At 70.4% G+C, this 14785-nt stretch carries 13 protein-coding genes; 7 read left to right on the top strand and 6 right to left on the bottom strand.

All coding sequences use genetic code 11. The features are described from left to right. From D7V97_RS27100 to D7V97_RS27090, 3 genes are all read right to left on the bottom strand, one after another. Positions 1–329: hypothetical protein (locus tag D7V97_RS27100; RefSeq protein ID WP_199728951.1), on the bottom strand; the 329-nt coding region annotated here is incomplete at its 3' end. A 14-nt stretch (positions 330–343) separates the two neighbouring features. Continuing rightward, positions 344–3385, bottom strand: coding sequence for a serine/threonine-protein kinase (locus D7V97_RS27095; protein ID WP_233583248.1), 3042 nt, complete (start codon positions 3383–3385; stop codon positions 344–346). Between the two features lie 206 nt (positions 3386–3591). After that, complete coding sequence (locus tag D7V97_RS27090) at positions 3592–5274, bottom strand: hypothetical protein (protein ID WP_120613533.1); 1683 nt, start codon at positions 5272–5274, stop codon at positions 3592–3594. 98 nt (positions 5275–5372) lie between these two features. Here D7V97_RS27090 and D7V97_RS27085 point away from each other — a divergent pair, with 98 nt between their 5' ends. Then, on the top strand, positions 5373–5858 hold the full coding sequence (locus D7V97_RS27085) for a VOC family protein (protein WP_199728950.1): 486 nt from the start codon (positions 5373–5375) through the stop codon (positions 5856–5858). Position 5859: 1 nt separating this feature from the next. On the opposite strand, the gene D7V97_RS27080 is transcribed toward D7V97_RS27085, so the two are convergent. The 3 genes from D7V97_RS27080 to D7V97_RS27070 form a co-directional block, all read right to left on the bottom strand. Next, entirely contained in the window at positions 5860–7062 is a 1203-nt protein-coding gene (locus tag D7V97_RS27080; protein WP_120613532.1) for an FAD-dependent monooxygenase, read from the bottom strand. 216 nt (positions 7063–7278) lie between these two features. Then, positions 7279–8034: a DUF5953 family protein gene (locus tag D7V97_RS27075; protein ID WP_120613531.1), complete on the bottom strand. Its 756-nt coding sequence runs from the start codon at positions 8032–8034 to the stop codon at positions 7279–7281. Continuing rightward, positions 8031–8669: a DUF6310 domain-containing protein gene (locus D7V97_RS27070; RefSeq protein WP_368668967.1), complete on the bottom strand. Its 639-nt coding sequence runs from the start codon at positions 8667–8669 to the stop codon at positions 8031–8033. Before D7V97_RS27070 ends, D7V97_RS27075 begins: the two co-directional genes overlap by 4 nt. A gap of 505 nt (positions 8670–9174) precedes the next feature. On the opposite strand from D7V97_RS27070, the gene D7V97_RS27065 reads away from it, so the two are divergent. The 6 genes from D7V97_RS27065 to D7V97_RS27040 all read left to right on the top strand — a co-directional run bounded on the left by D7V97_RS27065 (position 9175) and on the right by D7V97_RS27040 (position 14662). Then, positions 9175–10263 carry a type III polyketide synthase gene (locus D7V97_RS27065; RefSeq protein ID WP_120613535.1) on the top strand — a complete coding sequence of 363 codons (1089 nt, stop codon included), beginning with the start codon at positions 9175–9177 and terminating at the stop codon, positions 10261–10263. Then, complete coding sequence (locus D7V97_RS27060; protein ID WP_120613530.1) at positions 10257–10832, top strand: isoprenylcysteine carboxyl methyltransferase family protein; 576 nt, start codon at positions 10257–10259, stop codon at positions 10830–10832. The genes D7V97_RS27065 and D7V97_RS27060 overlap by 7 nt, the downstream gene beginning before the upstream one ends. Further along, positions 10825–11106, top strand: a complete 282-nt coding sequence (locus tag D7V97_RS27055) for an acyl carrier protein (protein WP_120613529.1) — start codon at positions 10825–10827, stop codon at positions 11104–11106. The genes D7V97_RS27060 and D7V97_RS27055 overlap by 8 nt, the downstream gene beginning before the upstream one ends. Next, positions 11103–12857 (top strand): fatty acyl-AMP ligase, encoded by a 1755-nt coding sequence (locus tag D7V97_RS27050; protein ID WP_120613528.1) that lies wholly within the window; start codon positions 11103–11105, stop codon positions 12855–12857. Before D7V97_RS27055 ends, D7V97_RS27050 begins: the two co-directional genes overlap by 4 nt. A 13-nt stretch (positions 12858–12870) precedes the next feature. After that, positions 12871–13968 carry an NAD(P)/FAD-dependent oxidoreductase gene (locus tag D7V97_RS27045; RefSeq protein WP_120613527.1) on the top strand — a complete coding sequence of 366 codons (1098 nt, stop codon included), beginning with the start codon at positions 12871–12873 and terminating at the stop codon, positions 13966–13968. Between the two features lie 133 nt (positions 13969–14101). Beyond that, positions 14102–14662 (top strand): gamma-glutamylcyclotransferase, encoded by a 561-nt coding sequence (locus D7V97_RS27040; RefSeq protein WP_120613526.1) that lies wholly within the window; start codon positions 14102–14104, stop codon positions 14660–14662. The last annotated feature ends 123 nt before the right edge of the window (positions 14663–14785 follow it).

Below are 14785 nucleotides of genomic sequence, written 5' to 3'. Positions count from 1 at the left end.
GACTCGGCGAGGGGGGCGTCCTGGGCGGGCTCCTGCGCGGCGCCAGCCTTCGACTTGCCCCGGCGCTTCGTCCCGGTGCCGGCCTGCTTCAAGGTGCCGGCCTGCTTCGAGCTGCCGGACGCCTTCGCGGTGCCGGTCTGCTCCGAGGTACCGGACGTCTTCGCCCGGCGGGACGTCTTCCCCGTGCCGGACGTCTTCGCGGTACCGGCCTTCCGCACGGTGCCCGTTCGACGGGTGGGCTGCGGGTCCTGCGCGGCCGCGGGCAGGGCCCACGACGTCAGCAGCACCGCCGAAAGGGCGAGGGCGAACCTGGACCTGTTCTTCATCATCTTCACGGCGCTTCTCACTTCAGGACCTCGATGACCGGGCTGCCCAACTGGGATTGCAGGCGCTGGACGCGTTCCTTCTCGCGCGCCAGCAGCGTGGAGAGCTTCTGTGCGGCGCGGATGGCCTCTTCGCGGGCCTCGCGCTCGGACTCCGCGCTCTCCTCGGCGCGCTTCTTGGCGAACCGGGCGCGCAGCTGCGCTTCCTGGGCCCGCTCCAGCGCGGAGCCCAGCTCGTCGTTCTTGCTGAGCAGCTCCTGGTTGGCGAGCGCCACCTGCGCGTTGGCCGCCTCCGCCGCCTGCTGCGCCTTCTGACGCTCCAGCTCCTTGGCCTGCACTTCGGCCAGGCGCTCCTTCGCCTCCGTCTCCGCGCTCTGGGCCGAAGCCGCCGCGGCGCGCGCGATGATTTCGGACTCCTGGGCCGCCTGGGCCTGACGCTCGGCCTCCTGCTGCGCGTTGCGGATGACGACGAGCGCCACCACCGCGGCCACCACCAGCAGCCCCAGGAACGTCGCGCTGCCGACGAGCAGCGCCCGCTTCAGCCGCTTGCCCTTCTTCGCCTGCGCGAACACCGCCGCGAGGAAGTCCTGCTGCGACTGGGGCAGCTCGCCACGGTAGCGGCGCTGGAAGCGCTGCGCCTCCTCCACCAATTCACCGCGCCACAGCAGGTGCGGATCCAGGTTCTTGCCCTGCCACTGCCGGGCCGCGTTGCGAAGCTGCTCCAGGAAGGCCGAGTCCTCCTGGCCCTCGTCCAGCCACCGCCGCAGCGTGGGCCAGCTGTGCAGCAGCGATTCGTGGACGATCTCCACCGTCGCGCCCGTGGCACCGCCGCCGGTCTGCACGACGAGCAGACGCGCCTGCACCAGGTGGTCGATGAGGCGCTGCATCTCGCCCGTGTCCTTCGTCAGCTCGCGCAGCTCATCCAGGGACACGATGGCGCGCGTGCGCTCCGGCGTGACGAGCCGCAGGAAGAGGGCGCGCACGAGGGTGCGCTCCTGCGGGGACAGGCTCTCCAGCACGCTGTCCGCGTGGCTCGCCAGCGCGCCCGCGATGCCGCCCATGGCCTCGTAGGCGCCTTGGGTGAGCAGCCGGTTCGTGGTGTCGCGCGCCTCCCACAGCTGCGTCGCGGCGAACTGGAGCAGTGGCAGCGCGCCCTGGGTGGCGTCCAGGTGCTCCAGCATGCTGTCCACCATCGCGGGGGACTCGAACTGGTAGCCGGCCCGCTCCGCCGGCTGCACCAGCGCGTCCCGCAGCCCTTCGCGGTGGGGCGCGGTGAGGAAGTAGAGGCCCTGGCCCAGCTCCGCCATGAACCGCTCGTCCTCCGGCACCCGGTCCAGGAAGTCCGAACGGATGGAGAGGATGACGCGGATGGGCGACGTGGCGTCGTCCGCGATGCCGGACAGGCACGCGGTGAAGGCCAGGCGTTCGCGCGCATCCGGGACCAGCGTGTAGAGCTCCTCGAATTGATCCACGAAGAGGAGGATCCTCCGGCGCTCGTGCCGGGCGCGGCTGCGCAGCACGTTGCCCACGTAGCCGGGCTCCGCGTGCAGCCGCTCCACCAGCCGCTGCTGCTCCTGGAGGTCGTCCTCGATGGTGGTCGACGAGCTCAACAGCGGCGCGACGATGCTGGCCAGGGCCGACAGCGGGTTGCGGCCGGGGCGGATGACGAGCGCCTCCCAGGCGACGCCGGAGCGCTTGAGGACGGGCACCAGGCCCGCGCGCACGAACGACGACTTGCCCGTGCCCGAAGGGCCCACGACGGCCAGCAGCGGCCGGTCGTTGATGCGGTTCACCAGCGCGGCGATCTCCCGGGTGCGGCCGAAGAAGCGGTCCGCGTCCGCCTCCTGGAAGGAGCTCAGGCCCGCGTAGGGGCTCTCGTCCACGCGCAGCTCGCGGCTGAAGCGGCCAGGGAGGAAGGGCTCCAGCGCGCGCAGCAGCGACGCCGCGTCCGGGAAGCGCTCCTCCTTGCGCTTGAGCAGGCAGCGGTCCACGACGGCGGCCAGCTCCTGCGGCACGTCCGGCGCCATGCTGCGCAGCTTCGGCATGGGCTCGTCCAACATGCCCGTCACCATCAACTGCGGACCGCGCAGCGGATCCAACGGGTGCTTGCCGGCGATCATGCGGAACAGCATCAGGCCCACGGCCCAGATGTCCGTGCGGTTGTCGATGGGCACGCCGATGCCCCACTGCTCCGGGGACATGAACGCCATCGTGCCCATGATGGCGCCCTTGCGGGTGAGGTTGGACACGTCCTCGCCCAGCCCCTCCACGGAGTGCAGGCGGGGCTGCTCCCCGGTGACGGGGGCGGGGGCGGCTTCCGGAGGCTCGTTGCCCTGGAGCACCTTGGCGATGCCGAAGTCGAGCACCTTGATGGCGCCCGAGTCCGTCACGACGATGTTCTCCGGCTTGAGGTCGCGGTGGACGATGCCCTGCTCATGGGCGCACGCGAGCGCCTTCACCACCGGCACCATCAGCTCCACCGCGCGCGCGGCGGGCAGGCGCTGCTTGCCGAGCACCTTGTTGAGCGGCTGGCCCTGGAGGAACTCCAGCACCATGAACGGGCTGCCGCCCAGCTCACCGACCTCGTAGATGATGACGATGTTCTCGTGGCTGCAACGCGCGGTGGCGCGGGCCTCGAGGATGAAGCGCCGGGTGATGTCGGCGTCCTCGCTGTGCAGGAACTTGATGGCCACGCGCCGGCCGAGCCGCACGTCGCGCGCCAGGTAGACGGTGCCCATGCCGCCGCTGCCCAGCTCGCGGATGAGCTCGTAGTGTTGCAGGCGCAGGCCGGGCCGCGGCCCGTTGCCCGTGATCGCCGTGTCACCCGTCCCGGGCTTCGACGGTCCATCCCACGTGGACGACGAGATGCCCGACGACGAGATACCCGACGACGAGATGGAGGACGTGGTGCCAGAGGGCCGCGCGGGCGACTCCACCGGGGCGGCCCCGAGGAGGGACTCCACGTCCGCCGCCTGCGTTCGGTCCGACAGGTCTCCGGCCATGCCCGTGGCCCCCACCGCGGCGGGAGTCCACTGCATGGCACCTGCTTCGTTCTTCGTCATGTCCGGCCACTCTTCCCGCGACGCATGCACGGCCACGAGGAGACCCAGGCACTCCGTTCCGGTTCACGGAAGAATCCTGGGCGCGACCCCCCGGTCGTGTCAGCACGGGCCGGAATCATACACGGGCACTGAAGCGCGGATAGTTCACGCCCCCCAGGCAGGCGTGTCTGGTTTGTCCTTGGTGGGCAGGCAGGCGAACCGAGCGCTCAATGACTCTCGAACACGAGGAGTCGGTTGTTACCCGCGTCGGGGATCACGACGTGGGGCCACGCCAGGAGCAGGCCGCTGGGGCGGGAGAGGCTCCGGGCGCTCGGGGCGGAGGTGTCGGGATCGACCTGCCGCGAGGACGTGAAGTCCGCCTGTCCCAGGACGAGGTCGGCCGGGGCGCCGTTCGTCTGGGGGAGTTGGTTCCAACCCAGCACGCGGTGGTTCTGGTTGTCGGCGACGAAGAGCTGCAGGCCGGTGGAGGTGACGAAGTAGGGCGCGTTCATCCCGGACGCGGAGGTGGAGGCGAGCCGCGAGGTGAAGCCCGGCTGGCCGAGGACGACATCGGCGGGCTGTCCGTTCGTGGTGGGAAAGGTGTTCCAGAGCAGGACGCGGTGGTTCGCGAAGTCGACCACGGCGAGCCGGGTGCCGTCGGTCCACACGCCGGTGGGGCTCCACAGGGTGGAGGCGGAGGGGGCCGCGTCCGTGACCTTGTCGCCGTTCGCGTCATTCGCGGTGCAGGTGGTGAAAGAGCCCTGCCCGAGCACGAGGTCCGCGGGCGCTCCGTTCGTGGTGGGGAGCGTGTTCCACACGAGGACGCGGTGGTGCCCGCTGTCCGCCACGACGAGCTTCCCCTGGCCGAGGAACACGTCCTCCGGACCCTGAAGCGTCCGGCTGTCGCAGTCGGTGCGGCTGGGGCCCTCGAAGCCCGCCTGTCCGACGACGAGCGAGGGAACGCTCGCGGGGAGCGAGGCGTGGAGGAGGACGCGGCTGTTGTCCGGGTCCGTGACCGCGAGCCGGCTCCCATCACTGGAGAGACCTTCGGGGCCGGCGAGCCCGGCCTGTCCGGCGCCGGGGGTGGTGTTCACGAAGTCGGGCTGGCCGAGCACGAGGGTCGCCTCCGCGCCGCTCGCCGTGGGGACTCCGTCGAAGCCGAGGACGCGACGGTTGCCCTGATCCGACACATAGAGCCGCCCGCCCGCGAGCACCGGGTTGCCCCAGGGAACCGACAGGGTGCCAGGGCCCGCGGGGCCGTCCTGGTTGGGCTCGTTGCTCGTGAAGCCGGGCTGACCGACCACGGTGCGGGCCGCCTGGAAGCGGTCCAGCGCGTACCAGTGGACGCAGCGGACGGAGACGTCCTCCACGTTGCCCGCCACGGTCCCCTGCTCATGGCTCACGGAGCAGCGCTGGTTGCTGGGAAGGGACACCACGCTGACGGCGTAGGCGCTGCCCCGGGTCAGCCGCTGCGCGAAGGTGAAGCGGCCGTTGCTGGTGACCTGGAGCGTCTCGGCACCGAGCCCCAGCGTGAGCGTCCCGGCCAGGCCCTCCACCGTGCCGCCAATCGAATACGTCCGCGCCGCGCAGTGCACGAGCACGGGGCCGACGTCCGCGCCGGCCACCCTTCCCATACCGTCCTCGACGGTGCACTCCTGCTCCGGGGGCGAGGCGGTCACGATGACCGAGTAGTCGGTGCGGTCCTCCAGCCGGGTCTCGAACGTGAAGGGCCCATTCGCCGTGAGCGTGAGCTGCTCCCCGCCATTGAGCTGGAGGGTGAGGGCGCCATCCAGTCCATCGAGCCTGCCTCCCACGAGGAAGGTCTGCGGAGGGGGAGGGGGCGTTGTCTCTCCGCCGCACGCGGCCAGCAGCGTGAACAGACCCAGGAGACAGAGACGGTGGATGCGCATGGTCTGTCTTATGTCATGGGCATCGCACCGGTGACCACTGGACGCCCGGGCCGAGGCAGGCTGGTGTGCGCGCGACCCGTCTCCCCAGGAGGTTTCCCATGGCCGACATCCAGAAGATCGTCACGTTCTTGTGGTTCAACGACAACGCAGAGGAGGCGGCGCGCTTCTACACGTCCGTCTTCAAGGACTCGAAGATCCTGGCCCTCACGTACTACGGAGACGCGGGGCCGCGCCCGAAGGGATCGGTCATGACGTGTGACTTCCAGCTCGCGGGGCAGAGGTTCACCGCGCTCAACGGCGGGCCGGTGTTCCCCTTCACCGAGGCCATCTCGCTGTCGGTGAACTGCGACACGCAGGAGGAGATCGATGCCCTGTGGAACAAGCTCACGGCGGACGGAGGCAAGCCGGTGGCGTGCGGCTGGCTCAAGGACCGCTTCGGGCTGTCCTGGCAGATCGTGCCGACCGTGCTGCCGGAGTTGTTGAATGCCAAAGACCCGGAACGCTCGAACCGGGTCATGCAGGCTGTCCAGAACATGGTGAAGCTGGACCTCGCCGCGCTGAAGCGGGCGGCGGACGGCCGGTAGGCTACGTGGGCCGGGCCGCGTCACTCCCGCGCTGGCGCGAGCGGACCCATCTCCTGGAGGAGTGGAGCCCGCGCAACACCCCTCTCAGGACGGACTGCTGACTGGCCAGGAGCAGCAGGTAGCTCCACACGGAGCTGCCACGGCGGTTGAGCAGGGCATGGGCGAACTGGAGCGCGCTCTGGTTCACGTAGCTGGGGACGTTCTCGAACCACTCGGTGCTGGCGCGCGCCGCGAGCTGGATCGCGAGCAGGGCGGAGCGCCGCTCTTCGTCATAGGCATTGAGCGCGGTGGGCAGGTCCGCGTGTTCGCGCAGTTGTCGGGCGAGCGAGATGGCATCCTGGATGGCCAGCTTCGTCCCGGAGCCAATCGAGAAGTGGGTGGTGTGGGCGGCGTCGCCCATGAGCGCGACGTTGTCGTGATACCAGCGGTCGTTGTGGATGCGTTTGAAGTTCAGCCATGGCGCCTTGCCCATCCCGCGCAGCTGGTTGAACAGGGAATGGCCCACGAGCTGTCGTTTGAAGATGTCCTCCAGGCGCCGGAGGGTCTCGTCGGGCCCCAGCTTGCCGAAGCCCAGGGCCTCCCAGGTTGCCTGCTGGCATTCGACGATGCAGGTGCTGGTCTCCGTATTGAAGCGGTAGGCATGGAACCAGATCCACCCGGTGGGGGTCTGCTCGAAGGCGAACGTGAAGGCATTGAACACCTTGTCGGTGCCCAGCCAGATGTACTTGTTCTTTCCCTCCTCCACCTGCGTCTGGAAGTGCGGGGCATGTCGTTGGCGGAGCCCGCTGTTGACGCCATCGCAGGCGACGATGAGGTCCGCATCCGCGTAGGCGGACAGGTCCTGGACGTCGCATTGGTAGCGCACGTCGACGCCAAGCCTCTGGGCCCGCCGGGTGAGGATGTCCAGCAGTCGGTCACGTCCCAGGCTGAACCCATCACCGCCCACGCGGGTGGCCATCTGGTCCTGGAGGTGCACTTCCTGCGTGTCCCAGCGGGCCGCGGCCTCGGCGATCTCCCGAGCGCTCACGGGGTCGTTCCGGTAGAGGTCATCGACCAGGTCGTTCCAGAACACGACGCCCCAGCCATACGTCACCCCCGGAGCGTTGCGTTCGAGGAGGATGACGTCGTGCTGCTTGAGGGACAGCTTCGCCAGGATCGAGAAGTACAGCCCCGCCGGTCCACCGCCGACACAGACGATTTTCATGTCTTTCGTATTACCGGGTCAGGGCTGGAACGGCTGCTGTTCCCAAGCGCGAACAGACATTGCGGACAGAACAGAAGGAGGGGCCCGCCTGGGGTCAGGGGTGCTCCGCGGTCTGGGGGGGTGGTAGCAATCAGACACATCCGTGGTACGCAGTGGAGCCTCTGCGCGAACCCGTCGAGCACCACGCTCTCGTTGGCCAGGATCTCATGTGAAAGCTCAACCCGATGATCGCCCGCCGATCTCCGGGAAGCGCTCGTAGGCCCGCAGGAGCGCGTCGAGGTGGGCGGGGTCGTCCAGGTCGAGGGGCGCGTCCGTGAGCTGAACGACCCACCCGCCCGTCGCGGTACGCCGCGAACGTGAGAGCAGGTCCGCGTCACGCGCCGGGTCTGGGAAGCCAATGGCCCGTGCGGCAGCGGCCGACCAGTAGTTAAGCCATCCGAGGTACTGCGGAATCTCAGGCGAGCGGAGGTTCTCTGGAAGCTTGAGCGCTGGCAGCCCCCGGGGAGGAACCCCCGGCTTATGCACCGGATCGATTGTCTGCCGTGCGATCTCTACCCCAGCGCTGAACGGTGTCGCGTGTCCCCAGAACGCATGCGCGCCTTCAGCCACGCCTTCGAGCACATTCACCGCGACCCCCATCACGGCTTCGTCTTGTGGCAGCTCGCCATGGACGTCCAACAGCGGTTGCCCACCCGGCGCCTGGCGCGCGGGGGTTTGCAGCCCATGAATCGTAACAGGATGGCTTTCGTCACCGTTGCACACCAGAGGGAACTTCCCCTTCTTCGTCCCTTCCGTGAGCCACGCGTCGCGCCGTGGCAATGCGATGGGCTGCCCTTCCTTGGAGACCTTCCACTCCAGGCGCAAACCGGGAAGCGCCCGCTCCATCCCCTGGACAATGGCGAGCGTGCGACTGTCATTGTCCACCAGCGCGGGCGCGTAGACGATGATGCCGAGAGTCCTTCTCCGGGTCATCGCTCGCACCCCGTGACGACGATCTTGAACTCCCGTGCCTGGAACTCCAGTGCTTCCTTGTGCTCTTCGGTGCTCACCCCCACGACGAACCCATATCCACAGGACACAGCGATATCGCGCTCTTCACGCATCTCCTCCAGTTGATCTGCGACCACCTGCTTCTGGAGGAAGTCACTGTACGTATCAAACTGGTCGGTCTTGATCTCCCACAGCACGCGCACGCCGATTTGCAGTGCGTCGAAGTGCTTGCCGCCAACGCGCACGTCCTTGCCGGGATAGCGGTTGGGCGGAACCCTGTCGGCGCATCGGTCATGCGCCTTGTCTCCACCTCGGTGCTTCACCGGGATGGGCTCGCAACTGGCGCGGCCCGTCCGGTCCACGGGCAGAGGTGGAGCTGGGGGCTGCCAGTCCTGCCCAGCGGGTTCCGGCTCCAGCTTGGGCTTCCGTTTCGCTACGGCTTCCCGGGGTGCCGCCTTTGTTCCCCGCGCAGCTCCTGCTTCCTCGGGATAGAGCTGTCGTAGCTCATGCGCATCCATGGCTTCCTGGATGGCGACGGCGACCACCACCACGCCAACGACGATCACCGCCCCCACGACGATTTCCGGAGCCGCCAGGACGCAGACACCGAGTCCCATGGCAGCCGCGTCCGCGGACGCGACCGTGCATCTCCCTGTCGGGTCGTGAAACCGGATCCGGTCATGGTCGAGAGCCTGAAAGCACCGCTCCATCATCACGGCCCAGGGCTGGGAGGCCTCTTGGACGGCGCACCGTCCATCGTCACTCCAGGGCAGCTTCGCCGCTCGCTGGAGGTTGGCGAGCCTTGGGTCGCGGGTCACGCGCTCGCGTGGGCCTGACGAGGTAGCGCAGGCAGAGAGAAGGAAGAGGAGTGCGCTGCACGCTCGGAGCCGCATGGTCATGTTCCTTCAACCCATTCGGGACGCCACAGGTCAAGCGCCTGGCAACCCGTTGGGATTTCTGGGCTTTCTCTCGCGAGGGGGCGATAGCGCGTCGCGTGCGCAACACTGGAAACGCCCCCAGGGGTTCAGGCGTAGGCAACGCGGCGCTTGACCATCGCATCCGGGCCGGCTGCCGGTTAATCGTGGGGACTCGACTTCCAGGGTGGGACCCTTCAGGGACTTCATGCTCAGCACGACCCGTCACGACGCCACGCCCGCACCTTCCTTGAGTGCGGTGGGGCGCGCACTGCCGCCGCACTACGCCAGCCAGGAGCAGCTCATCGCGGCGCTGCGCGACCTGTGGGCGACGAGGCACTTCAACCTGGAGCGGCTGGAGGACCTGCACCGCAACGTGCAGGTCGGCGGCCGGCACCTGGCGCTGCCCCTGGAACAGTACCCCGCGCTCGCGACCTTCCAGCAGCGCAACGACGCGTGGATCCGCGTCGCCACCGACCTCTCGGAGACCGTCGCACGCCAGGCGCTGGAGCGCGCGGGGCTCACGCCGAAGGACGTGGACCACGTCTTCTTCGTCACCGTGACGGGCATCGCCACCCCCAGCGTGGACGCGCGGCTGGTCAACCGGATGGGCTTCCGCGACGACGTGAAGCGCACCCCCATCTTCGGCCTGGGCTGCGTGGCGGGCGCGGCGGGGCTGGCGCGCGCGTCGGACTACTTGCGCGCGTTCCCGAAGCAGACGGCGCTGCTCATCGCCACGGAGCTGTGCTCGCTGACGCTCCAGCGCGAGGACCTGTCCATCCCCAACATCATCGCCTCCGGCCTCTTCGGCGACGGCGCGGCGTGCGTGGTGCTGCGTGGCGCGGAAGCCTCCGGGGCCACGGGGCCTCGCGTGGTGGGCTCTCGCTCGGTCTTCTACCCGGACACCGAGCGGGTCATGGGCTGGGACGTGGTGGACACGGGCTTCAAGGTGGTGCTGTCCGCGAAGGTGCCGCAGCTCGTGAAGGACCACATCCGCGGCAACGTGGATGGCTTCCTCGCGGAGCACGGGCTGACCCGCAAGGACGTGAGGCATTGGGTGGCGCACACCGGCGGGCCCAAGGTGCTGGAGGGCTTCGAGTCCGCGCTGGAGCTGGAGGCGGGCGCGCTGGAGCGCTCGTGGAATTCGCTGCGCCAGGTGGGCAACCTGTCCAGCGCGTCGGTGCTCTTCGTGCTCGGCGAGACGCTGGAGGAGGCGGGCGCGAAGCCGGGCGACTGGGGCGTGGTGATGGCGATGGGGCCGGGCTTCTGCGCGGAGATGGTGCTGGTGCGATGGTGACCGGCACGCAGACACTGTTCCTGTGCTTCATGTCGCTGCTCATCGCGGAGCGGCTGCTGGAGCTGGTGCTCTCCAAGCGCAACGCGGCGCGGGCCTTCGCTCGGGGCGGGGTGGAGACGGGGCAGGGGCACTACCGGTTCATGGTGGTGTTCCACACGCTGTTCCTCTTCGCGTGCGTGGCGGAGGTGTTCGCCCTGCACCGGCCCTTCTGGGGCGCGTGGAGCGTGGCGGCGCTGGTGGGCGCGCTCGTGGCGCAGGGGTTGCGGTACTGGGCCATCGGGACGCTGGGCGACCGGTGGAACTCGCGCATCATCGTGGTGCCGGGGCTGGCGCCGGTGACGGGTGGGCCGTACCGCTTCCTGCGACATCCGAACTACGTGGCGGTGGTGCTGGAGCTGTTGTGCGTGCCGCTCATCCACGGAGCGTGGATGACGGCGGTGGTCTTCACGGTGGGCAACGCGGTCCTGCTCTTCGTGCGCATCCGCGCGGAGGAGGCGGCGCTCGGCGCGATGTATTCCGAGGCGTTCGCCGACCGTCCCCGCTTCATTCCGGAGGTACGCCGTGGCTGACACCGTGACGGAGGCGATGGCGGAGATCCGCCGCATCGCCCGCGAGGAGTTGGAGTTCGAGGGCGGGGTGGAGCCCTCGCACGACCTGCTGCGCGACCTGCACCTGGACAGCCTGGGGCTGACGGTGCTCGCGGTGGGGCTGGAGAACCGCTTCCGCGTGCTGCTGTCGGAGGAGGACGCGCAGGGCGTGCGCACGGTGGAGGACCTGGCGCGGCTGGTGGCCACGCGGGTCGAGGCCCGGGCGACGGCCTCGGAAGCGGGGACGCACCCATGAAGGGACCGCCCCTGCCCGCGCTGAAGCACGCCACGGTGAACGCGATGCTGAAGGCGACGTCGCACACGTCGCTGGGGCTCGTGTTCGTGGATGCCTCCGAGCGCGAGACGTCACTGCCCTGGTCCCACGTGTACCGGCGCGCGAAGCGGGCGGCGGCGGGGCTGGCCCGGCTGGGGGTGAAGCCGGGGGACCGCGTGGCCCTCCTGCTGCCCACGTCGCCCGCGTTCATGGACGCCTACTTCGGCACGCTGCTGGCGGGAGCGGTGCCGGTACCGCTGTATCCGCCGGTGCGGCTGGGCCGACTGGACGAGTACCACCGCGCGACGTCGCGCATGCTCCAGGTCACGGGCGCGAGCGTGGTGCTGACGGACACGCGCGTGCGGCTGCTGTTGGGGCCCAGCGTGGAGCAGGCCCGGCCCCGGCTGGGCTGCCACACGGTGGACGCGGTGATGCACGGCGATGAGGACCTGGAGGTGGAGGTCAGCCCCGAAGCGCTGGGGCTCATCCAGTTCTCGTCCGGATCCACGGTGGATCCGAAGCCGGTGGCGCTGACGCACGGGGCGCTCGTGGCGCAGGTGGCGGCGCTGGAGGTCGCGATGCCGCTGGCCGCGGGCGTGACGCCGGTGGGAGTGAGCTGGCTGCCGCTGTACCACGACATGGGGCTCATCGGCTGCGTGCTCTCCGCGCTGTACTACCCGGGCAGCCTGGTGCTGATTCCTCCGGAGACGTTCCTGGTGAAGCCGGCGCTGTGGCTGCGCGCGCTGTCGCGGCATCGGGGCTTCGTGTCCCCGGCGCCGAACTTCGCCTATGGGTTGTGCTTGAAGCGGGTGAAGGACGCGGACATGCAGGGCGTGGACCTGTCCGGGTGGCTGCACGCGCTCAACGGCGCGGAGCCGGTGTCCGCGGACACGCTGCGCCGCTTCGCGGAGCGGTTCGAGCGGTGGGGCTTCTCCGCGCGGGCGCTGCGGCCGGTGTACGGGCTGTCGGAGGCGTCGCTCGCGGTGACGTTCCCGCCGGCGGGCCGGGGGCCGCGCGAACTGGGCGTGGATCCGAACGTGCTGGCGCGCGAGGGAGAGGTGCGCGACGGGACGCGGACGCTGGTGAGCGTGGGCGCGCCGGTCGCGGGCTTCGAGGTGCAGGTGCGCGGCGAGGACGGCGCGGAGCTGCCGGAGGGTCGGGTGGGCCGCGTGTTCGCGCGAGGGCCGTCGGTGATGCACGGCTACTTCGAGGACGCGGAGGCAACGGGGCGCGCGCTCACGGGCGATGGATGGCTGGACACGGGAGACCTGGGCTTTGGCGCGGACGGCGAGCTGTACCTGACAGGCCGCGCGAAGGACCTGGTCATCATCCGGGGCGCGAACCACGCGCCGCAGGCCTTCGAGGAGCCGCTCAGCGCGGTGGAGGGCGTGCGCACGGGCTGCGCGGTGGCGCTGGGCTTCACGCCCGAGGGCAGCGAGGACGAAGCGCTGCTCATCCTCGCCGAACGCGCGGCGCCGGGGAACGAGGCGTCGCTGGAGGCGGACATCCGCGCGGCGGTGGTGGCGGCGACGGGCGTGCAGCCGCACACGGTGCGCATCCTGGAGCCGGGAACGTTGCCACGCACGTCCAGCGGCAAGCTGCGCCGGGGCGAGGCGCTGCGGCGCTACCTGGCGGGCGAGCTGACGGCGCCGAAGAAGGTGGGCGCGGTGGGGCTCGCGGTGGAGATGGCGAAGAGCGCGCTCGCGATGGTGCGCGCGGAGCACGACTCGTGATGAGGCAGGGCGGGTGAGACGCCACGACGTGGTGGTGGTCGGTGGTGGCCCGGCGGGGCTCGCGGTGGCCATCGCCGCGGCCCGGCGCGGGCTGGACACGGTGGTGCTGGAGCGGTCGTCTACACCCGTAGACAAGGCGTGCGGTGAAGGCCTGATGCCTTCGGGGCTGGAGGCGCTGGAGCGACTGGGCGCGCTTGCACACCTGGACCGGCGCGAGAGCTCGCCTTTCGTGGGCATCCGCTACGTGCAGGAGGACGGCAGCTCGGCGGAGGGGAAGCTGCCGGCTCCCGGTGGCCTGGGGGTGCGCAGGCTGGCCCTGTCCTCGGCGCTCGTCTCCCGGGCGAGGGAGGTGGGCGTGGATCTGCGTGAACACACGCAGGTCGTGTCGCATCAGCGCACGGACGCAGGCGTGAGGCTGGAGACGCCCACGGGGCCGGTGCAGGCCCGGTTCCTGGTGGCGGCGGACGGACTGGCTTCGCCGCTGCGCCGCGCGGAGGGCCTGGACGTGGTCCGCGAAGGTCCTCGTCGCTTCGGGCTGCGGCGGCACTTCCGCCGCGTGCCGTGGACGCCCTACGTGGAGGTGCACTTCGCCTCTGGCGTCGAGGCCTACGTGACGCCCGCCGGAGCGGAGCGCGTGGGCATCGCCTTCCTGTGGGAGGCCGGCACCGTGACGGAGCGCGTGGGCTTTGATGCGTTGCTGGCGCACTTCCCGAAGCTCGCGGAGCAGCTCGCGGGCGTGGAGACGGACTCGCAGGTGCGCGGCGCGGGCCCCCTGGCGCGCGTGGCGCGGACGCGGGTGGCGGACCGCTTCGCCCTCGTGGGAGACGCGGCGGGCTACGTGGACGCGGTGACGGGCGAGGGGCTCACCCTGGCCTTCGCCTGCGCGGAGTCCCTGGGCGCGTTGCTCCCGGATGCCTTGGCGAAGGGCGCCGCGCGCGACACCCTGCTGCCCTACGAGCGCACCTTCCAGCAGGTATTTCGCAAGTACTCCTGGACGACGCACGGCCTGCTGATGCTCACGAGGCGCCCGCGCCTGCGCAGGTCCGTGGTGCGCCTGCTGGGCCGCGCCCCCTGGCTCTTCGAGCGCATCCTCGCCGCCGTGGTGACTTGACCTTCCCCCGGGCGCGCATCTCCGCGCGTCCGGGGGAAGGTTGGATCCACCCGGAACCCCCATCCCGCGGATCCACGCCGCGCACACCGCCCGGCCCTTGTCCCCCCGCCGCGCGCCGGGGACACTCCGTCCCATGGCACCTGGCCCCGCGGCTTCGCGTCCCTGGTTCGCGTTCTCCCTCGACCTGGCCCCGGCCGCGGCGAGCCGGCACCTGCACGGCCTGCCCCCCGTGCCCGACTTCCCCGAAGGCGAGCTCGCCGAGGCCCTCGACGTGGACGTCGTCTATGACGTCCACGTGGCCAACTGGAGTGGCCGCGTGGCCCGCCTCGTGGACGCCCCCGGACACAGTGTCGTCGGCCGGCTGCGCCCCGTGGCCTCCGAGTCCTGGCCCGCCCTGGCCCGCCTGGAGACCGCCCTCGCCCTGGCCACCGAGGAGCGCCCCGTCCAGGTGCGCACCGCCTCCGGCACCGTGGTGGACGCCCTCGCCTTCACTCCCAGTGCCCGCGACACCTCCACCCAGGGGCCGGTCAGCGAAGCCTTCCTCATCACCCTCGCCGTCGCCGCCGAGCGCGCCCGTCTGCCTGCCGACGTCGTCGAAAAACTCCAGGCCGAGGCCCGCATCGTCCACGCCGTCCAGCACGCCCGCGTCGACGGCCACCGCCCTCCGACCCCCACCAAGCCCGGCATAAAGTGACAGCCGGGCTGATCCGGACCGAAAAAAGCCCTGCCCGTTGAGAAAAAGGGAGGCGCGACGCAACCGGGTGCCGCGTCGCGCCGACGATGGGTGGAAGGGCCCCCTCCTTCCGCCCGTCTCCCC

The sequence above is a fragment of the Corallococcus sp. CA053C genome, assembly GCF_003611675.1.
GTDB lineage: Bacteria > Myxococcota > Myxococcia > Myxococcales > Myxococcaceae > Corallococcus.
The sequence above is the reverse complement of the archived record's forward strand: the minus strand, read 5'-3'. Positions and strand labels throughout refer to the sequence as shown.